This is a genomic window from Natranaerovirga pectinivora (assembly GCF_004342165.1).
GTDB lineage: Bacteria > Bacillota > Clostridia > Lachnospirales > DSM-24629 > Natranaerovirga > Natranaerovirga pectinivora.
The window spans coordinates 37,830-59,346 of record NZ_SMAL01000008.1; the positions used below are offsets into that span (position 1 = coordinate 37,830).

Below are 21,517 nucleotides of genomic sequence, written 5' to 3' on the forward strand. Positions count from 1 at the left end.
CCGAGATGATATACTTATTTCTTAAATATGGCTTTGAATTTACATTTGCTCATACAAGCGCCACATTTAATACATTTATCTTGAATAATGACATGGGTCTTTTTAACTTCCCCTTCAATGGCATTGGTTGGACAGACTCTTGCACATAGTGTACAGCCAACACATTTGTCTTCTTCTATAATATATTTTAATAAGTTTTGACACTGGCCTGATGGACAGGTTTTATCTTTTACATGGGCAACATATTCATCCCAAAATATGGCAATTGTTGATAACACTGGGTTTGGTGCTGTTTGGCCTAACCCACATAAAGCCGTGTCTTTGATGACATAACTTAATCTTTTTAACTCCTCTAAATGTTCCATAGTCCCTTTACCATCACATATTAGTTCTAATAGTTCTAGCAAACGTTTTGTTCCAATACGACATGGGGTACATTTGCCACATGATTCTTCTTGGGTAAATTCTAGATAGAATTTAGCAACTGCTGGCATACAATCGTCTTCATCCATAACAATCATACCACCTGATCCCATCATAGATCCTTTGGCAATTAAATTATCAAAGTCAATATGTGTGTCTAAGTCATCACTGGTCAAACAACCTCCAGATGGTCCTCCTGTTTGAACCGCTTTAAACTTCTTACCATCTTTGATACCACCACCGATATCATAAATAACTTCTTGTAGCGTGGTGCCCATAGGCACTTCGATTAGTCCAACATTATTGATTTTTCCTGCTAAAGCAAATACTTTTGTTCCTTTAGACTTTTCTGTTCCAATAGAAGCATACCAGTCCGCCCCTTTTAATAAGATAATGGGTATATTGGCATAGGTTTCTACATTATTAACATTTGTAGGTTTTCCCCAGAACCCACTTTCAGCTGGAAATGGTGGCTTTGTTGTTGGTTCCCCACGTTCACCTTCCATAGAATGAATAAGGGCTGTTTCTTCACCACAAACAAAAGCCCCTGCTCCAAGGGATATCTCAACATCAAAATCAAATCCTGAACCTAAAATATCTTCCCCTAATAACCCATACTCTCTTGCGTCATCAATAGCCTTTTGCAGTCTTTTAATGGCTAAAGGATACTCTGCTCGAATGTATACACGACCTTTAGTAGCACCAATAGAATAACCACAAATGGCCATGGCTTCTAAAACGCTATGAGGATCCCCTTCTAAAATGGATCTATCCATAAAAGCACCTGGATCTCCTTCATCTGCATTACATACAACATATTTTTGATCTGCATCGTATTTACTTGCAAACTCCCATTTTAAACCTGTAGAAAAACCTGCTCCCCCACGTCCTCTAAGGCCTGAATCTTTTACTACTTTTATAACTTCACTAGGTGACATTTCTGTTAGGGCTTTACCTAATGCTTGATAGCCATCCCTTGCAATGTATTCATCAATAACATCTGGATCTATTAATCCACAGTTTCTTAATGCAATTCTCATTTGTTTTTTATAAAAATCCATTTGACTGGAATCAGAAATTCTTTTCTTAGTTTCTGGATCAATATATAATAATCGCTCTACTTTTCTACCTTTAACAATATGTTCACTTACTAACTCTTTTGCATCCTCTGGTTTTACTTCGACATAAAAAGTATTATCAGGTAATATTTTTACAACAGGGCCTTTTTCACAAAAACCAAAGCAACCTGTTTTCAATACTTGAGCTTCTGTATCCATATTATTTGCCGCTAATTCAACCATTAAATTACCTATAATATCATCAGCCTGAGCAGATTTACAACCTGTTCCCCCACAGACCAATATATGTGTTTTATAATTAGCCATATTTCAGCCTCCTCACTTATTCTATTGTTTTGTGGGTAATAGGTATAATGCCATCTACTAATTCACCCATTTTAATATGTTTTTCTAATATTTCTTTTGCCTTTTCCTTCGTTACATCCCCATACACAACAGGCTCTTGGCCTGGTATGGTTACTTCTATGGTTGGTTCTGCATAACAATAACCCATACAACCTGTTTGAGTCACCACTACATCATCTATATTCTCTTTAGCCAATTCTTCAATAATATAATTCATTACTTCTCTTGCACCAGATGCAATACCACAAGTAGCCATTGCAATCTTTATATGGGTGAGGTTTTGGATATTATCCCCTTGCTCTCTAATGCTAATTTTTGATTTTACTTCTTCTTTTAATTTTTTTAATTCTTCTAAAGATTTTATTTTTCCCATACTAAAACCTCCTAAGCATTTATTTATACTCATCTAATATATCTTTTACCATCTCAACAGTTACCCTACCATATACTTTTTCTCCAACCAATACGACTGGTGCTAATCCACAAGCACCAACACAACGAAGGGCTTCTACTGAAAATTTTCCATCTTCCGTTGTTTTGCCTATTTCCACTCCTAATTGTCTTTTAAATTCATCTAAGACTTTTTCAGCCCCACGAACATAACAGGCTGTTCCCATACAAACTGAAATATTATGTTCCCCTTTTGGCTCCATTGCAAAATAGGAATAAAAACTTACAACCCCAAATACCTTAGCTGTTGGTACACCTAATTTTCTACCAACAAAATATTGAACCTCTTTTGGTAAATACCCGAATATTTGTTGTGCTTTATGTAAAACACGAATCAATTCTCCTTTTGTACTTACTAAAGAATCAATGAAATCTTCTAATTCTTTAAACTTTGCATCAGAAAGCTGTTCATTGGATACCATTCAAATTCCTCCTTGTTATAATTCTTTTTTATTGATATATTTTTAACTTATTATTACCTACTTAATTGATTAATAATTGATTCAATGGTAAATTCCTCTATATCTAAAACACCTTCACAAATACCAATATATCCTAATTCATGGGCGTCTGAGGACTGTAGAATATTATAATTCTTATACTTTTCTATATAGGCTTCTCTAGTAACATGCCTAGATATTTCTAGGTTTTTTATATTTAAATCTTCTGGTATCAATCCTAGGTTAGATATAATACTATAACTAGGCCTATCAATATGGGCAGGAACCATAACTCCCCCTAATTCCGTGGTTTTTAAATAAATCTTATTAATTGATAGTCCAGTAGCCGTTAAGAGTAATCTTTTTTCTGTTTTTATAATATTATCATATTTATCAAATATCAGTTGCTCTCCTAATAATTTAGGATTATTTTGATTCACTGTCATGTGATCTTGGATGTATTTTTGCATATTGTATACATTATGTAAGTTAGAAAAAAAACACAATACGTGAATTTCTTCTTTGGTTTCAATCTCCATTCCTGGAACTGTTAGAATGGAATATTCCTTTCCTAAGTCCATCACAGCTTTTACATTTTCACAACTATTGTGATCTGTTATACCAATAATTTTTAAGTTATTTAAAAATGCCATTCTTATAATATTATTGGGTGTCATATCATTATGACAACAAGGAGATAAAGCTGTATGAATATGTAAATCATATTTTAATAACATACACACCTCTTCTTGTTAAAATATTGACAAGTTTTGGGATAATAATAGATAATATGTTTAATTATAACAAAAAATACATATTGTGTAAATTAATATAGTGTAAAATCATCAAAATAATAACATTAAAGCGTCTCTTCATACATAACAATTTTATTTGCTAGAAACTCCGCCAATCCAATAAATTCACAACCAAATTTTATATAGTCGCCTTGTTTTTCTTTTCTAATGATTTTAATAACAGCATAGAAAAAATCTTTATTGGCCAATTCAATTTTTGCATTAAAATAATAGTCTAATGGAAGCTCGTAATTTGTTAAGAATGCTAAACCAGTTCTTGAAATATCTACAACTTCTATTTCTGTATTAATATTTTCTAGACAAATATAGTTTTGTTTAAATAATGTATTAATTTCTAGTTGAATTTTTACTGGTATTCTTTTACTTCTTCTTTTCTCCTCCATAGATAACGCTCCTTATAAAAACAATTTAAAAATTATTTATATGTATATTATAACATAAGATATTTTAAGGTAAAATATATTTATATCAATTAGCACAAATTATATTTCACTATGGTATAATTATTGTTATATTTTACCGAACTAACACATATTATAGGAGGTTAATAATCATGATCGTAGAATCTTGTTCTATAAATATTCTTATTTATGATTCTTATTCATTAAAAGATAAAAGAAGTGTTTTAAAAAGTATTCTTGAAAAATCAAGGCAAAAATTTAATGTAAGCATATCAGAAGTTGGCAGTCAAGAAATTCATAACAAAGCAGAAATTGGTATAAGTTGTGTTGGTAATACCAACCTAATTTGTGACCAAACCATCTGCTCTGTATTAGAATTTATCGAAGGTAATTATAATGTGGATATTATCAAAAAGGACCCTTGGTTTTAATTATTTTGTCCTTGTTGCTTTTCATATGTTTTAGTTATATTTTCGCAGTTTGTTATAAGCTCATTAACTGTTTTTATGTTATCTTTAATTTCAGACTTCATTTCTTCATCATTAATAGATTGGTGTGCATTATTTAAATAACTTTTTACTTCCTTTAATGAAGAATATGATAACTCTAAACTTTGCTTTATATTTCTTTGTATACCCATATGGAAAACCTCCTAATAAAACCTTTAAGTTAGATTTTTTGCTATATAAGTTTCAATATAGTATTTCCTTAACTTTATTTTATTATTATAGGACCATAAGATATAAAGACAAAAAAATGGGCATTGCTTAAAACTTGCAATACCCATTTTTATATTTAATTTATAATTCTTGCTGCACCAATATAAGGTGTCCCATAATCTATATTAGATATGATAATTCCAGTTCTTCTATTGCTTGCATGTATAATTTGTCCATTTCCAATAAATAAAGCCACATGTGAAATACTATTATTATTTCCATAGAAAACTAAATCTCCAGGTAATAGTTCATTTCTATTAATTCTTACCCCATCATTTATTTGAGTACGAGACGTACGACTTATATTAAATCCAAATCTTCCTAGAATTTGTTGTGTAAATCCAGAACAATCTATCCCATCTGTTAAAGAATTACCGCCCCAACTATAAGGATTTCCTAAAAATTGTCTTGCATAATCAACAACTTCTTGCCTAATTCTATCTACATTTTCAAAGCTTTCTATTTCTCTAATTGTTGTAAAGTCTTTAGATACATACCCTGTTCTTCCATCAGTTTGTACGATTTCTACCCATTCCTCTAAAACTCTAACAACTTTTAATTGATTGAATCTATATGTTTTACCAATTATACTTGAATTCGTATTTGGTTCTTGTCTTACATTAAGTACATTTACATCCACTACTGCAATAAGTTCTTTAACTTGATTTTGTTCAGAAAGAACTGTTTTATCCTCTGCAAATCTTATAAAATCTCCGTGTACAAATCCTTCAATGTTATTTGGTCCTGTTACAAGGTACCATTCACCACTTTGACTTACTACACCAAGCTTTTCTCCTCTTCTCAATTGAGTAATACGTGTCCCATTTACAGACGGTGTAGATCTTACATTTAATATGTCTGTATCAACAATTGCTTGTCTTTGTAATTGAACAATACTTTCTTCTTGAACAGGCACTTCTATGATACTTACAAAATCAGAGTGTAAAAACACTTCTTGGTTGTTTAGATTTACTTTAAGCCATTCATTAGATGAGTCAATAACCTCTACTTCTTGGCCTCTTCTAAGTTGAGAAGTAACACTAAAATGTGTACCTGGACCTGATCTAACATTTAAAATATTTGTATTTACTACACCTTTTTCTGCTCCATATATATTACTTGTTAATAATAATGAACCTATTAAACCAAATGTGACTTTCCTAAGATGCTTTTTCATTTTCTGCCTCCTACTATAGAGATAATATATGATTATAATATATTACGAATTTATTAACTAAATGTTACACCCATATTATACAAATATTATTAGAAAATGTCAATAAAAAAGATTAAAAGACAAATTTCCATTTTTTACAATTAATAAAACCCTTATTCTATGACCATAAAACTATAGTTCTAATGGCTTACTAAATAGTGTTAATGGCTTATTACAAAGTTATTACAAAGTAGTGCCTATCTCGCTAAATATTTTTTCTTGCTAAATGTTTTCCCTATTAAGCTTTTTATCTTTTATGTCTAATTTTATAATATAAACTCTTAATACGTGACTTTTTATCTAATTTTCACCATTTTTTTAGCCTGTGTATATTTAAAACAATTTGAGAAGAAACTGACTTTATGTTATAATATTAATCGGCGACTATTTTTATATAGTACATTTTTACTAAATGAGGAGGGGCGAATTTTGAATTGGAAAAAAGCTTTAAGAGAAAATGCAACAACTGTTGAGGATTTAAAAAAATATTTTACACTTACACCTGAGGAAGAAGAAAAGCTTGGCCACTTAATCGATTCCTATCCAATGTCAACAACAAAATATTACTTATCTCTTATCAATACTGAAGATCCTATGGATCCAATAAAAAAAATGTCTATACCATCTGTAACTGAGTTCGACGTTGCAGGCCTTGAGGATACAAGTGGTGAACAACAAAACACTAAAATGCAAGGTTTACAACACAAATATAAACCTACTGTATTATTGCTGTCTACAACAACTTGTGCAATGTACTGTAGACATTGTTTTAGAAAAAGACTAGTTGGTTTAAATAGTAGCGAAACGCTGAGAATGTTTGACGAAGCCGTTAACTATATAAAAGAGCATAAAGAAGTTAGTAATGTACTAATTTCTGGGGGCGACTCTTTCTTACTAGACACTGATATTATAGAAAAATTACTGAAACAATTATGTGAAATTGAACACCTTGACTTTATTCGTTTTGGTACAAGAACCCCTGTTGTATTTCCACAAAGAATATTCACTGACGATAAACTTTTATCAGTTTTAAATAAATATAACAAAGAAAAACGTATCTACGTTGTTACTCAGTTTAATCATCCTAACGAAATCACTGATGAAGCCAAAAAAGCAATTGCCGAGTTGCAAAATCAAAATATTGTTGTTGGGAATCAAACTGTTCTTCTAAAAGATGTTAATGACAATCCAGATACATTAGTTGATTTAATGAGATCTCTTACTCAAATAGGTGTAGTGCCTTATTATGTCTTCCAATGCAGACCAGTAAAAGGTGTTGCTAGTAGCTTCCAAATATCCATAAAGGATGGCATAAAAATTGTTGAAGAAGCCAAATCTAAATTGAATGGACATGCTAAAAGGTTTCGTTATGCTTTGTCCCATGTACGAGGAAAAATAGAAATACTAGGTCAATTAAATGAAAGTGATGTACTTTTTAAGTATCATCAAGCAAAAGATATCAATGATACGGGTCGTATTTTCTCAAAACCACTAACAGATGAATGTTGGTTGTTTGATCTTGAATAAAACCTTTACTTGTAGAGAAGCTAATCCTTCTCTACTTTTTTTGTTTTTTAATTAAAGGAATAAAGGTTGTCTTTTTTATTAATAATATACTAGTTGAATAATTAAAAAGTATTGACAAAGATCTGTGACCCATTATATAATTAACTTATATTGATAATGAATTTCATTATTGATATAAGCATCCTTTAGGAGGTGGTTTCTTGAAGGTTGCATTCTTTGATACAAAACCTTATGACCAACAAATATTTGAAGCTATGAATAAAGAGTATAATTTAGAATTTACTTTTTATGAGTCAAGATTGACTGCTCGTAGTGTTTTATTAGCAAAAGGTTTTGATGTTGTTTGTGTCTTCGTACGTGATGAGGTAACTAAAATCGTTATTGATCAGTTGGCAGAATATGGTGTTAAAATGATTGCACTAAGATGTGCTGGTTATAATAACATTGATTTTGCAGCACTTAATAACAGATTAAAAGTTGTTAATGTACCTGCTTATTCACCATATGCTGTTGCAGAATTTACTGTAGGAATGATGTTAACCCTTAACAGAAAAATTCACAAAGCTTACAATAGAACAAGAGATATGAACTTCTCTCTTAATGGGCTTCTAGGCTTTGATATGCATAATAAAACAGTGGGAATAATTGGTACAGGTAAAATCGCTAAAGTGTTAATCCAAATTTTAAAAGGTTTTGGTTGTCAGGTTATAGCTTATGATATTGTTGAAGATGAAAAAAGCGCAGCAAGTTTAGGCTACCAATACACAACTTTAGATGAACTCTATAAAAAAAGTGATATTATATCTCTTCACTGCCCTCTAACAAAAGAAACAGAGTATCTCATTAATGAAGATACAATATCAAAAATGAAAGATGGCGTTATGATTATTAATACCGGCAGAGGTAAACTCATACACACTATAGATCTTATTGAAGCCTTAAAAGAAAAAAAGGTTGGATCTGCAGGACTAGATGTTTACGAAGAGGAAGAAGAATATTTCTATGAAGATTATTCTGAAAGAGTCATAACAGATGATGTTTTAACACGGTTATTAGGTTTTCCTAATGTACTAATAACATCCCATCAAGCATTCTTTACAAAAGATGCCTTGTTAAACATTACTACAACCACATTAGATAGTATTAATCAATTAAAAAATAACAAAACGCTAATTAACGAAATAACTTTAAAATGTGATACTACAGGATGTTCTGTTAAAAACACAAACAGTTAATGAATACATTCTGTTTAAATATCAACCTCCCAAGTATATAAAGTGTCAAAAAAAAGATGGCTTGCCATCTTTTTTTATGTTTATTTACAGATATAACACCTGTCCTTTTCTCTATTTCATATAGCCATTCTTAATAAATCTCTCACTTTCAGCAAATACTACATCTTTATATGGCAATATGCTCAAATTATAATAATTATTTATTGACACTGGTTTTTATTGTGGTACAATATATAGTGTATTGTTTCGCATTAACAACCATATAATGTATAAGAGGTGTTCTCTATGATTCAAATTATAAAAAGAAATGGCAATATTACAAATTTTAATAGCAATAAAATCATCACCGCTATCGAGCTTTCTATGGCAGAAACTAAGGATGGTATTGACTCTGCTCTTGCAAAAATGATTTGCTCTCAGATTGAAGAAACATTAGAAAATCATACTCAAGCAATTTCTGTAGAACTAATCCAAGACTTAGTTGAAAAGCATTTAATGGACTCCCCTAGAAAAGATGCAGCAAAACGCTTTATCTTATATCGATATGAAAGAGATAAAACTAGAGATACAAGAACAAAACGTATTGATGGTAGATTGCTTAGTGATGAATTTATAAGCAAATATAAACATAGATCTAATCCTATGAAACAACTCGGTAACTTCGTTTACTATAGAACCTATTCAAGATGGCTACCAAAAGAAAACCGAAGAGAATATTGGTGGGAAACGGTTAGACGAGCTGTTGAATACAATTGTAGTTTGGTACCTACAACAAAATCTGAAGCAGAAAAATTATACGATAACATATTCAATCTCCGTCAATTTCTATCTGGAAGAACATTTTGGGTAGGCGGTACAGATGTAGCTAAAAATTACCCAATGGCTAACTATAACTGTGCCTTCCAAGTTATTGATAACTTTGGTGCTTTTAAAGATTTATTTTACTTACTAATGATCGGATCTGGCGTTGGTGTAAGAATTCTTAAATCTGATATTGAAAAGCTACCAAAGATTAGAACCAATTTTGACATAATTAATGAAGATTATACCCCTGTTCCTAAGGACAAAAGAGAAGACAGTACAAGTTTAACTTTTAGCCATAATAATACTGCATTAATAACAATTGGTGATAGTAAAGAAGGCTGGGTTCAATCTCTTGACTATTATTTCAAACTTATTTATAGCAATGAATATAGGCACATTAATACAATAATTATAAATTACAACCATGTACGACCAAAAGGCGAAAGACTTAAAACCTTTGGGGGAACAGCAAGTGGCCATACAAGTTTAAAAAATATGTTTATTAAAATAACCAGTATTATTAAAAAACGTGGATTGGTTGCTAGTAAAACTTATATAAAATTAAAGCCAATAGATTGCTTAGATTTTTCAAATATTATTGGCGAAAATGTTGTTGTTGGTGGTGTACGAAGAACTGCTGAAATAGTATTAGTAGATGCTGATGATAAAGAATCCATAGAAGCTAAAAGCAATTTATACAAACAAATTGATGGGCAGTGGATTGTAGATAATGAAATCATTCATAGACAAATGAGTAATAATTCTATTTATTACAAGTCCAGACCATCTAGAGAACAACTTCACTGGCAACTAGAACAAATGCGATATTCTGGTGAACCAGGATGGGTAAATGAAGTTGCTGGATCTAAACGCAGACCGAATATGAATGGTGTGAATCCTTGTGGAGAAATCCTACTAGATTCAAAAGGATTATGCAATCTGACCACTATCAATGTGGCATCCTTTATAACTGAAGATGGGACCCTTAATAAAAAAGAATTACTTGAAGCCCAAAAGTTATCAGCAAGGGCTGGTTATAGAATGACTTGCGTTGATTTAGAAATTCCTGAATGGGATTATGTACAAAATAGAGACAAACTTATTGGATGCTCCTTAACAGGTTGGCAAGATTTGGTAAATGCCCTTTCTCTAGACAAAGAGGCTCAAGGGTCACTCTTATCAGAATTAAGAACCATTGCTCAAAAAGAAGCAAAAGAATATGCAGAAGAGATTGGTCAAAACCCACCCCTATTGGTTACTACAGTCAAACCTGAAGGAACTCTTAGCCAACTACCAACTGTCTCTAGTGGTGTTCATTATTCTCATTCACCCTACTATATAAGACGTGTCCGCATTAATGCCAATGATCCTCTTGTAAAAGTATGTGAAGAATTAGAATACCCTATTTTCCCTGAAGTAGGTCAAGAATTAGAGACTTGCTCTACAAAAGTTATTGAGTTTCCTGTTAAAGCACCTAATGGTACGACTAAATACGATGTTTCTGCCCTTGAACAATTAGAAAATTATAAACTGTTTATGGAAAACTATGTAGATCATAATTGTTCCATAACAATCCATGTTCGTGAACATGAATGGGAAGCCGTAGAAGAATGGGTATGGCATAACTGGGATGATATTGTAGCTGTGTCCTTTTTATCTTTAGATGATAATTTTTATCAATTATTACCTTATGAAGCCATTAGCGAAGAAGAATATAATGCTAGAGTCTCAGTAATGAAACCTTTTATTCCTAATTTAATATCAAAATACGAAAAAGGTGAAGAACTGGATTTAGGTGATGATAATTGTGATAATGGGGTTTGCCCAATAAGATAAACAGTATATCAAGGGTTTCGCTGCACCATCCTTGGCTACGCTATTACACTCATATATAATAAAAATCCTTGTACCTATGAGTTTGTCTACAATATAAAAGCATCGACAAAGTCGATGCTTAATTTTATAAACCATTAGAAGTTTTGTATTATATAATGTTCTACAGAATATACTGATGTTGCACCATCTGATGCGGCTGTTATAATTTGTCTTAATGGTTTTTTTCTTACATCTCCTGCTGCATACACACCAGGTACATTTGTTTTACAACTCTCATCAGCTAAAATATAGCCACTGTCGTCTAGATCTACAACGCCTTTAACCATATCCGAATGTGGTATGGTACCTATAGCAATGAATATGCCATCAACTGCTATATCCCTATTTTCATCTGTATTTCTATTGGTAATATTAATTCCTGTAACGCCATCACTGCCATCTATTTTATTAACAACTGTATCCCAAATGACTTCAACATTTTCTAATTCAAAAAGTTTGTCTTGAAGTATTTTAACAGCTCTGAATTCATCTCTTCTATGAATAACATACACTTTTTTACATAATCTGGCTAAGAAAATAGCGTCCTCAACTGCTACATCTCCTCCGCCAACAACAGCTACGGTCTTATCTCTAAAAAAAGCCCCATCACAAGTTGCACAATAAGAAACACCTAAACCAGAGAATTTTTCTTCTCCTTCTACACCAAGCTTTTTCCAATATGCCCCTGTAGAAAATATAATTGTTCTAGATTCGTAGGTTCCCTCAGATGTAACGACTTTTTTGATTTTTGATTCTAAATCCAATTCTGTTACTTCCTCGGATTTGATTTGAGCACCTAAGTGTTCTGCATGGTCTCTCATTTTCATACTAAGTTCAAAACCATTTATACCAGGAAGTGCTGGATAATTATCAACTTCATAAGTATTAACAACTTGCCCACCGCTCATTGGATTTTTTTCTAATAATAAAGTTTTAAGTTTTGCTCTTTCTGCATAAATTGCAGCCGTTAGCCCTGCTGGGCCAGTTCCAATAATAATCAAATCATAAATACTGTTTTCCATTATTTATTCACTCCTATTTTATATTACAAGTTCAATACAATACTCTTATTATATACTAATAATCCTTAGAAGAATTAATTACTAGATTTAATATTTTTATTATACCAATCGTATCCAAATGCTATTACTAAATAACTTATAAGTAAGAAAATACCTAAATACAAGATATTATTATTTTTTTCTATTGGACAAACATTTGGAGGTAAGTTTATTTTGTCTATATAAGATTTAATTAATGCAAAAAAGGAAATTATAATTCCAATTACTAAATATATATTTAACCATAGCGGGTGCTTTTTCATAGCATTACCTCCTTATATTATAATATTACGATATACAAACATAGTAGTCAAGTAAATTTTTCTTTTTAAACTTAAAGAAACCAATGAGATTATTAATCTCTTGGTTTCTCTATCTTCTTTAAAGCTTATCTAGTGCATTTTCTAAATCTTTTATTAAGTCCTTAGCGTCTTCAAGGCCAACAGATAATCTAATCATATCTTTTGTTACTCCTGCAGCTAACTGTGCTTCATCACTTAATTGTTGATGAGTTGTGCTAGCTGGGTGGATTACTAAAGATTTTGCATCTGCAACATTGGCAAGTAGTGAGAAAATCTGAAGATTATTAATGAAAACATCTGGATTTCCTTTAACACCAAATGTAAATATCGCCCCAGCACCATCTTTAAAGTATTTATTTGCTAAGTCGTAGTATTTGCTATCTTCAAGATTTGGATAACTTACCCAAGTAACTTTTGGATGATTCTTAAGGAAATTAATTACTTCATTGGTATTCTCTAAATGCTTTTTAACTCTAAGGGATAAAGTTTCTAATCCTTGTAATAATAAGAATGAATTAAATGGACTAATGCAAGCCCCCATATCTCTTAAAAGTGTTACTCTTGCTTTAATGATATATGCAAGGTTACCTAGTGCTTCTGAATATACCAATCCATGATAACTTGGGTCTGGCTCTGTAAACTCTGGGAATCTACCACTAGCAGCCCAATCAAATTTACCACTATCTATAATAACACCACCAATCGATGTTCCGTGTCCACCAATATACTTAGTAGCTGAATGAACAACGATATCCGCTCCATACTCAATAGGTCTTAATAAGTATGGTGTGGCGAAAGTATTATCAATAATAAGAGGTATATTATTATTATGGGCAATATCAGCAACTTTTTGAATATCAATTATATTAATGCCTGGGTTACCGATAGACTCAATAAATACAGCTTTTGTTTTATCAGTAATGGCTTTTTCAAAGTTTTCTACGTCATCAGGATCAACAAATTTTGTTGTTATGTTAAATCTTTTTAATGTATTGGCTAATAAGTTATAAGTACCACCATATAATGTATTGGCCGCGATAATTTCGTCTCCTGCTTTCGCAATATTAATAATTGAATATAATATAGCAGCTGACCCAGAAGCTACTGCTAATGCCCCTACACCACCTTCAAGTGCAGCCATTCTTTGTTCAAATACATCTGTTGTAGGATTCATAATTCTTGTATATATATTACCGCTTTCTTTTAATGCAAATAAGTTAGCTGCATGATCATAGTCATCAAATACATATGATGTTGTTTGATATATAGGTACTGCTCTAGATCCCGTTGTTGGATCAGGTTGTTGTCCAGCGTGAAGTTGTTTTGTTTCAAAATTAAATTCATTCCAATTCATAAAAAACACTCCTATCATTTAATTATTATTTTTATAAATTAAATACGCTCTATTCATTTATCAAAAAAAGCCCCTAAACAAGGAGCTTAATATTCTTATCTCCTCTTATTTCTCAGTTTTTTCTGCAGGATTTAGCACCATAATACTTTTGTATCGGTTGCCGGGTTTCATCGGGCCAGTCCCTCCACCTCTCTTTATAAGAGCAATTATTTAATTTAGTTTAATATATCATACTTAATTTAAGAAATCAATACCTATTTTACATATTTATTTACTTAGTTATAATTATATTACTAATTAATCTATTTTTACTATTTCTACAATTAAATCTCTATGAAAGTCCTCGTTAAAATAATATTGGAATTTAATTCGATCATTTGTGTTTAAATCTCTTAAAGCAATTTCTGAAACAATACCTTCTGAAATTGCAAAAACTCTAATACCTGTACTACCTTCTGGAATTTCCTGTACGTTTATTTCTACTGAATTACTATCAATGGCTCCAATATAAATACCTGTAGCCATATTAAAATCCAAGTCATCCACTTCATTTTCCTCAGGGTCATTCACTTCTTCTCTCTCATCTTCTATTACGTTACCTTCTTCTTCACCTATACCATCTTCTATTTCTTCATCAATTATATCTTGATCCATATCCTGACCATTTTCTATTATATCTTGTTCAGGTGGCAAAGTTTTATCTTGTCTTGCACAAGCGGTTACAAGTAATAAAAGTATACTTATTATTATCATTACTCTTTTCATATTATGTCACTCCTTTTAGTCTATTTAATCATAAAAATCCTTAAATTTATTCTACGCCCATTCTTGCTCTTTCATACCATATAATCAAAGAAATTGCATATTGCTATACAATTTCTTTCGTACTGTTTGGTTTTATCTCTCTAATCCCAACTTCAGTAATTGCTCCTATTACAACAAATAAACTCACAAATATAATTAGTATTATTGATGAAACTTCATTAAATAAGGTTGCTACCGTTAGTATTAACCCTAATAGTAAAACCATTCTTCTCGTAAACTTAGAGATATTAATTGTAACACCTGTGATTCTATAAATATTTAAAGCGATGATTGTTAGAACCATACTAATTCCGATGGAATAAAAAATTAACTTCAATAAAGAGATACGGTTAACAAAAAAACATATCATTAAAACATTAAATAATAAAATCTTGTTACAATGTTCCATAATTATAGCCCCCACTATAAAAAATAAAACTAGCCCTTGACTTGTTTTTCACTTTATTAATCTACATTATTAAATTATATCAATATTAAATATATTTGTAAATAATTTCTTTATAAATTAAAAAGAACACTTATGTGTTCTTTTTATCTTATCTTATTTACTATTCTTAGAATTTGCTGGTTCTATGTTAATTGTTTTACCTTTAATTCTATTATCCTTCATAATGTCAAGAACTTTACTTGCATAATCTCTTGGCACTTCAACAAATGTGTATTTATCATACATATCAATAATACCAATTAAATCTCCTGACATACCTGTTTCACCAGCTATAGCACCTACTATGTCCCCTGGTCTAACTTGCTGTTTTTTACCTACATTAATAAATAACCTTACCATTCCTGGTTCAGCACCTGTTCCTTCAAAGTTCTCGTCATATGTTGCTGCTTCTTCTTTTTCTTCTTTTTCTTTACCCATTAACATCTTTAATAATGCAGCAGCAACATCTATTGAATTATGGTCACCTTCAAGAATTTTTTCAACTAGATAAATTTGTTTGCTAAGGTTTTCATTTTCTATTATATTGCTAATTTTTTCCATCATTGTGTTGGTTTTAAATTCTTCAACATCATTAATACTTGGAACTCTTTCTCTTTTAATCTTTGTCTTAGTATATCTTTCAATATCTCTAAGTTTGTATTGCTCTTTACCAACTACAAAAGTAAAAGCTTTTCCTACTCTACCAGCTCTACCTGTTCTACCGATTCTGTGAACATAGTATTCTTCATCTTGAGGCACATCATAATTAAATACTGCTTCAACTTCATCTACGTCAATTCCCCTTGCAGCAACATCAGTTGCTACTAGTATTTCAGTACTACCATTTCTAAAACTACTCATAACACGATCCCTTTGTGATTGTTTTAAATCACCATGAAGACCATCTGCAAAGTATCCTCTACCTTGAAGTAAGGATACCAATTCATCAACTTGCTTTTTAGTATTACTAAATACCAAGCATAGTTTCGGATTGTATATATCAATTAATCTTGTTAGGGCTTCAAATTTGTCCTGACGTTTGATTTCAAAATAGAATTGTTCTATATTAGGAACTGTTAGTTCTTTATGAACTACTTTTACCACTTCAGGATTTCTTTGGTATGTTTTTGCTATATCTAAAATTGCTTTTGGCATTGTTGCAGAAAAAAGTATTGTTTGTCTTTCTGCAGGTGTTTGAAGAAGAATAGTTTCAATATCTTCTCTAAAACCCATATTTAACATTTCATCGGCTTCATCAAGAACGATTGTATGAATATCATCTAATTTAATGGTTTTTCTTCTCATATGATCCATTACACGCCCAGGTGTACCGATAATGATTTGAATACCTTTTCTTAAAGCTTGAATTTGTCTAGTTATAGGTTGACCACCATAAATAGGCAATGTGGAGATCCCACTCATATACTTCGTAAGTTTTCTCATTTCTTCAGCAACTTGTAATGCCAACTCTCTTGTTGGACATAAGATAACCGCTTGCACTTTTTTATTTTTTGGATCGATTTTTTCTAAAATCGGAATACCAAATGATGCTGTTTTACCTGTACCTGTTTGTGCTTGTCCAACTACATCCTTACCTGCTAATATAACAGGAATTGACTTAGTTTGTATTGGGGTAGCTTCCTCAAACCCCATATCACTTATCGCTCTTTTTATTGGTTCTGAAATATTTAATTCTTCAAATCTAACTGTTTCCATTAATTACCTTCCTTTATTAAGTTATTCAAAATTCTTTACTTCCGTTGTCGAAATTCATTACCATGAATTTCTCTATATCTAAAAAAACGCTCTCGTATTATCATACTTTGTTATTTATTTGCAACCTATCATTAAGTGGGTTTAGATGAGTCACAAGTAGTCTTTTATTATAAAGATTACTTAAATAGTTACTAGTAATATTGCATTCCTAATAATACATTCGAATGTAAGTCTATATTTTATAGTATAAACTTATCCCATTAGATTATTCTTTAAGCAAAGAATTTTACATTCCATTATAACACAGTTTAATTACCTAAGTATATTCATTATTAACAATTTTAAAAACTTAGGTAGAATTAGTCAAATAACGTTAACTTTTAGGAATTATATTATTCAATATAGGTATAAAATTACAAAATCGACTTATCCTACTAGTAATTATTATTTGCTTCTTGCATATAATTAGACTATATGATATTATATCAGTATAATGTAATGTAGTTACAATAACTACATCTCGATTTAGTTAGAAAGGAATGATAATTATGAAAATCAAAGACCCTATTAGTGCTTTAACCCATTTTATTGGAATGATTTTATCTATTATAGCTGCTTCTTTACTGGTATTTAAATCTATCCAAAACACAACTTTATTACATGTTACTTCATTCACTTTATTTGGAGCTAGTTTAATTTTATTATATTTAGCCAGTACAGTTTATCATTCAGTAAACAAACCAAAATTAAGTGCCATTCTCCATAGAATAGATCATATGATGATATTTGTATTAATTGCAGGATCATATACGCCTATATGCTTAATTGCACTACAAGGATTCTGGGGATTTACCTTGATCACAATTATTTGGACCATAGCGCTTGGCGGTATCATCCTAAAAGCTTTATGGATTAATGCACCTCGTTGGCTTTCAACAGGCATTTATATTCTCATGGGTTGGTTAGTTATTATTGCATTTAACCCCTTATTAAAAGCTTTACCTACCGCTGCTTTTTATTGGCTTTTAGCAGGTGGGATTATTTATACTCTAGGAGGATTAATCTACGCACTTAAGTGGCCACATTTCAAATTTAAACATTTTGGCTTTCACGAATTATTTCATTTATTCGTTATGGGCGGAAGCTTTTGCCACTTTATGTTAATGTATCTTTATATATTACCTATGCAAATATAATTTATAGAAGTATTTCAAATAAATAAGCTCCAAGAATGGCAGCTATAACAACAAGAACTATATTTAGCTTAAAACTGGCAAATACTATAGCTATTATGGTTCCAACTGTAGCTGATGAAACATCATTTGTTGAATAAATAATATCAGGAAATATGAGTGATCCTAATGCAGCAAATGGTATGTATTTTAAAAATTTTACTATTCTTGGAGATAATTTTTTATCGTTTAATACTGTCATAGGAATCCAACGTGGTAAAAAAGTAACAAGACCCATTAATAGAATTGTTATGTAATATCTCACACTTCTCCCTCCAATTCAAAAAGTCTAGATCCTATAAAAGAGGCAATGACCGTCGATATAATAATTCGCCATCCCACAGATATATTCGATAATAATGGAACCCAATAAATTATCGAATTTATAACTATTGCCAATCCTGTTACTATGATTACATCTTTTCCTTTTCTTAAACTAGGTACCAACAATCCAATAAACATTGCATATAAAGCAATCCCTAAACTGTTCCTTATCCCTTCTGTCAATGCATCTCCTGCAAATATACCTAACCAAGTGCCAAAATTCCAAGAAGCATACGCAATAAAATTCAATCCTAATAATTTATATGGGTTTATCAATCCCTCTTCTTGAAGTGACGCTACGGCAAATGTTTCATCTGTGATACCAAAGGAAATAATGCTTAGTAGTTTTTTTGAAGTATTTTTACTTACCTTTTGAGACAAAGATGTAGACATCAAAAAATGTCTAAAATTTAATATAAAAGTTGTGAGCACAATTTCTATAATAGAGGCACCATACATCATTAAATTAGCACCAATAAACTGACTTGCACCTGCAAATACAACAAAAGACATCATTATCCCTGCTGATGTTGGAATCTCTGAGGCTCTTATGATCAGACCAAAAGTAATGGCTATTGGGATATAGCCTATGGCTATAGGAAGGCCTAGCTTTAAGCCGCCTATAAAATCTTGTTTTTTCAACCTTTTTTCCTCCCTTTTATTTGTATTTATAATATTGATGGGTCCGTTGTTGATGGCATATGTATACATCAAATTGGCTGCCTTTCTCTGGCGACCGGTCGACGCCAATCCGATATATACATATGCCATCAACCCGTGAATTACCGTGATGCAAAAAAAACAGGTCTACTTATTTTTTCTATGTAAAGTGGTGCACCTTAAAATCACCTGGACCTTGTCTAATTAGGTCTAATATAATTGACTTGGCGTTGACCAGTCGCCAGAGAAAGGCAGCCAAGTTAACTATATTACCCCTAAGTAGACTACCGACCCCATGACAATCTCAAAAAAAAGAAAAGCAGAATCAATCTCTACTTTTCTATTGTAATCATATATATAAATTTTTCAATAGCCTATTCTATTTTTTTCTACCTAATCTAACTCTATCGCCTTCATTAAGAATTTTCTTTCTTAATCTTATTGCATCAGGCGTTACTTCAACAAGTTCGTCAGATTCAATAAATTCTAATGCCTCTTCTAAAGTAAATTCTTTCGGTGTAAGAAGTTTGATAGCATCATCTGCTCCAGATGATCTTGTATTTGTTAACTTCTTGTTTTTACAAGGATTAACTGTCATATCTTCTTTTCTACTGTTCATTCCAATGATCATACCTTCATAAACCTCTACAGAAGGACCAACAAATAATTGAGCTCTTTCACTTAAGTTAAATAGTGAGTAAGCCATAGTTGTGCCACCTTCTTGAGAAATTAAAACACCGTTATTTCTTCTTGGAATTTCTCCACAGTGTGGGTAGAATCCATCAACAGTTCTAACCAATGTTCCTTCGCCTCTTGTATCGTTTATAAATTCGCTTCTATATCCAAGCAAACCTCTTGTAGGAACCAAGTACTCTAATTTAGTATAGTCATTTTCAGTACCCATTGATTCCATTACACCTTTTCTAAGGTTTAATTTAGAAATAACTGTTCCACTGTATTGATCTGGAAGGGTAATGATTACTTTCTCAAAAGGCTCTTCTTTTTTACCATCTACATTATGGATAAGAACTTCTGGTTTTGAAACAGATAACTCATATCCTTCTCTTCTCATATTCTCTAATAGAACAGATAAATGCAACTCTCCTCTACCAGATACTTTATATCCATCTGCACCTTCTAAAGTTTCAACTTTTAGACCTACATTGGTTTCTAATTCACGATCTAATCTATCTTTAATATGTCTTGTTGTAACATATTTACCACTCTTCCCAGCAAAAGGAGAGTTGTTAACAATAAAATTCATAGATAGTGTTGGTTCTTCAATTTCAATCAATGGCAATGCTTCAACAGTATTCACATCACAAATGGTTTCACCAATTGATATATCAGAAATACCTGCTAATACTACGATATCTCCACTGTATGCTTCTGAAACTTCAACTCTTTTTAATCCTTCATTTACAAATACTTTTGAGATTTTTCCTTTTTGAACTTGACCATCTCTTTTTGTAATGGTTACAACTTGATTGGTTTTTACCACACCACGTGTAATACGTCCAATTCCAAGTCTACCAATATAATCATCGTATCCTAAAGCAGAAACTTGAATTTGAGTTGGTTCGTCATCTCTATTTGGGTATATATCTACATGCTCTAATATTTGATCGTAAAGTGGTGTTAAATCAACACTTTCATCCTCTAATTCTCTTTTAGCTATACCTTCTTTTGCAATTCCGTAAAGAATAGGGAATTCAAGTTGCTCGTCAGTAGCACCTAGGTCAGCAAATAAGTCAAAAGTCATATCAACAACTTCTTCTGCTCTTTGATCTTTCTTATCTATTTTATTAATAAATAAAATTGGTTTTAAACCGATTTCTAATGCTTTTTGTAGTACGAATCTAGTTTGAGGCATAGGACCTTCACTTGAGTCTACTAACAGAATTGCAGTGTCAACTGTTTTTATAATTCTTTCTACTTCTGATGAAAAGTCAGCATGTCCAGGTGTATCTACAATATTAATTTTAACCCCATTATACTCTATAGCACAGTTTTTAGAGTATATTGTTATACCTCTTTCTCTTTCTAAATCATTACTATCCATTACACATTCTACTACAGCTTCATTCTGTCTAAAAACACCACTTTGACTAAGCAATGCATCTACTAAAGTAGATTTACCAGCATCTACGTGGGCAATTACTGCGATATTTACAATGTCTTTTCTTTCGTTCATTTATTATCCTACTTTCTTATTGAAAAACGTTTATATATGAATCTATTGAGTTAATATTCATTATTATTTTTTGTCACAACTTATATATAATAC

The 21,517-nt window shown here is 31.3% G+C and carries 21 protein-coding genes and 1 riboswitch; of the genes, 5 read left to right on the forward strand and 16 right to left on the reverse strand.

Annotated features, from left to right (window positions below; genetic code table 11):
- Window positions 1-14: 14 nt before the first annotated feature.
- The 5 genes from EDC18_RS11135 to EDC18_RS11155 form a co-directional block, all read right to left on the reverse strand.
- Entirely contained in the window at window positions 15-1,808 is a 1,794-nt protein-coding gene (locus tag EDC18_RS11135; protein ID WP_132253190.1) for an NADH-ubiquinone oxidoreductase-F iron-sulfur binding region domain-containing protein, read from the reverse strand.
- A gap of 16 nt (window positions 1,809-1,824) precedes the next feature.
- A complete protein-coding gene (locus EDC18_RS11140; RefSeq protein ID WP_132253192.1) occupies window positions 1,825-2,220 on the reverse strand; it encodes a (2Fe-2S) ferredoxin domain-containing protein in 396 nt (131 codons plus the stop codon).
- A 19-nt stretch (window positions 2,221-2,239) separates the two neighbouring features.
- Window positions 2,240-2,719: an NADH-quinone oxidoreductase subunit NuoE family protein gene (locus EDC18_RS11145; protein ID WP_132253194.1), complete on the reverse strand. Its 480-nt coding sequence runs from the start codon at window positions 2,717-2,719 to the stop codon at window positions 2,240-2,242.
- Window positions 2,720-2,772: 53 nt separating this feature from the next.
- A complete protein-coding gene (locus EDC18_RS11150) occupies window positions 2,773-3,474 on the reverse strand; it encodes a PHP domain-containing protein (RefSeq protein WP_132253196.1) in 702 nt (233 codons plus the stop codon).
- 122 nt (window positions 3,475-3,596) lie between these two features.
- Window positions 3,597-3,935, reverse strand: a complete 339-nt coding sequence (locus EDC18_RS11155; protein WP_132253198.1) for a PilZ domain-containing protein — start codon at window positions 3,933-3,935, stop codon at window positions 3,597-3,599.
- 170 nt (window positions 3,936-4,105) lie between these two features.
- Between EDC18_RS11155 and EDC18_RS11160 the strand changes: the two genes are divergently transcribed.
- Window positions 4,106-4,384, forward strand: coding sequence for a DUF503 domain-containing protein (locus tag EDC18_RS11160; RefSeq protein WP_132253200.1), 279 nt, complete (start codon window positions 4,106-4,108; stop codon window positions 4,382-4,384).
- On the opposite strand, the gene EDC18_RS11165 is transcribed toward EDC18_RS11160, so the two are convergent.
- Together EDC18_RS11165 and EDC18_RS11170 are read right to left on the reverse strand one after the other, a co-directional pair.
- Window positions 4,381-4,593 (reverse strand): hypothetical protein, encoded by a 213-nt coding sequence (locus tag EDC18_RS11165; protein WP_132253202.1) that lies wholly within the window; start codon window positions 4,591-4,593, stop codon window positions 4,381-4,383. The two genes, EDC18_RS11160 and EDC18_RS11165, sit on opposite strands and share 4 nt — an antisense overlap.
- Window positions 4,594-4,748: 155 nt before the next feature.
- Window positions 4,749-5,849 (reverse strand): C40 family peptidase, encoded by a 1,101-nt coding sequence (locus EDC18_RS11170; protein WP_132253203.1) that lies wholly within the window; start codon window positions 5,847-5,849, stop codon window positions 4,749-4,751.
- Between the two features lie 468 nt (window positions 5,850-6,317).
- Between EDC18_RS11170 and EDC18_RS11175 the strand changes: the two genes are divergently transcribed.
- The 3 genes from EDC18_RS11175 to nrdJ all read left to right on the forward strand — a co-directional run bounded on the left by EDC18_RS11175 (window position 6,318) and on the right by nrdJ (window position 11,290).
- Window positions 6,318-7,415, forward strand: coding sequence for a KamA family radical SAM protein (locus EDC18_RS11175; RefSeq protein ID WP_132253205.1), 1,098 nt, complete (start codon window positions 6,318-6,320; stop codon window positions 7,413-7,415).
- A gap of 200 nt (window positions 7,416-7,615) precedes the next feature.
- Complete coding sequence (locus EDC18_RS11180; protein WP_132253207.1) at window positions 7,616-8,650, forward strand: 2-hydroxyacid dehydrogenase; 1,035 nt, start codon at window positions 7,616-7,618, stop codon at window positions 8,648-8,650.
- 285 nt (window positions 8,651-8,935) lie between these two features.
- Window positions 8,936-11,290: a ribonucleoside-triphosphate reductase, adenosylcobalamin-dependent gene (gene nrdJ, locus EDC18_RS11185; protein WP_132253209.1), complete on the forward strand. Its 2,355-nt coding sequence runs from the start codon at window positions 8,936-8,938 to the stop codon at window positions 11,288-11,290.
- A 134-nt stretch (window positions 11,291-11,424) separates the two neighbouring features.
- Here the strand turns inward: nrdJ and trxB are convergent, their stop codons facing one another.
- From trxB to EDC18_RS11215, 6 genes are all read right to left on the reverse strand, one after another.
- On the reverse strand, window positions 11,425-12,351 hold the full coding sequence (gene trxB / locus EDC18_RS11190; RefSeq protein ID WP_132253210.1) for a thioredoxin-disulfide reductase: 927 nt from the start codon (window positions 12,349-12,351) through the stop codon (window positions 11,425-11,427).
- Window positions 12,352-12,425: 74 nt separating this feature from the next.
- Window positions 12,426-12,653, reverse strand: a complete 228-nt coding sequence (locus EDC18_RS11195; RefSeq protein ID WP_132253212.1) for a hypothetical protein — start codon at window positions 12,651-12,653, stop codon at window positions 12,426-12,428.
- Window positions 12,654-12,771: 118 nt separating this feature from the next.
- Window positions 12,772-14,046 carry an O-acetylhomoserine aminocarboxypropyltransferase/cysteine synthase family protein gene (locus EDC18_RS11200; protein WP_132253213.1) on the reverse strand — a complete coding sequence of 425 codons (1,275 nt, stop codon included), beginning with the start codon at window positions 14,044-14,046 and terminating at the stop codon, window positions 12,772-12,774.
- A gap of 102 nt (window positions 14,047-14,148) precedes the next feature.
- Window positions 14,149-14,249, reverse strand: a riboswitch (SAM riboswitch).
- 94 nt (window positions 14,250-14,343) lie between these two features.
- Window positions 14,344-14,811, reverse strand: a complete 468-nt coding sequence (locus tag EDC18_RS11205; RefSeq protein ID WP_132253215.1) for a hypothetical protein — start codon at window positions 14,809-14,811, stop codon at window positions 14,344-14,346.
- A gap of 103 nt (window positions 14,812-14,914) precedes the next feature.
- Window positions 14,915-15,259, reverse strand: coding sequence for a hypothetical protein (locus EDC18_RS11210; RefSeq protein WP_132253216.1), 345 nt, complete (start codon window positions 15,257-15,259; stop codon window positions 14,915-14,917).
- A gap of 153 nt (window positions 15,260-15,412) precedes the next feature.
- Entirely contained in the window at window positions 15,413-17,014 is a 1,602-nt protein-coding gene (locus EDC18_RS11215; RefSeq protein WP_132253218.1) for a DEAD/DEAH box helicase, read from the reverse strand.
- Window positions 17,015-17,553: 539 nt separating this feature from the next.
- Between EDC18_RS11215 and trhA the strand changes: the two genes are divergently transcribed.
- On the forward strand, window positions 17,554-18,210 hold the full coding sequence (trhA, locus tag EDC18_RS11220; protein WP_442929362.1) for a PAQR family membrane homeostasis protein TrhA: 657 nt from the start codon (window positions 17,554-17,556) through the stop codon (window positions 18,208-18,210).
- A gap of 1 nt (window position 18,211) precedes the next feature.
- Here the strand turns inward: trhA and EDC18_RS11225 are convergent, their stop codons facing one another.
- The 3 genes from EDC18_RS11225 to typA all read right to left on the reverse strand — a co-directional run bounded on the left by EDC18_RS11225 (window position 18,212) and on the right by typA (window position 21,424).
- Window positions 18,212-18,511, reverse strand: coding sequence for an AzlD domain-containing protein (locus tag EDC18_RS11225; protein ID WP_132253221.1), 300 nt, complete (start codon window positions 18,509-18,511; stop codon window positions 18,212-18,214).
- Window positions 18,508-19,212, reverse strand: a complete 705-nt coding sequence (locus tag EDC18_RS11230) for an AzlC family ABC transporter permease (RefSeq protein WP_207669199.1) — start codon at window positions 19,210-19,212, stop codon at window positions 18,508-18,510. The genes EDC18_RS11225 and EDC18_RS11230 overlap by 4 nt, the downstream gene beginning before the upstream one ends.
- 397 nt (window positions 19,213-19,609) lie before the next feature.
- Window positions 19,610-21,424 (reverse strand): translational GTPase TypA, encoded by a 1,815-nt coding sequence (gene typA, locus EDC18_RS11235; protein WP_132253223.1) that lies wholly within the window; start codon window positions 21,422-21,424, stop codon window positions 19,610-19,612.
- Window positions 21,425-21,517: the final 93 nt, after the last annotated feature.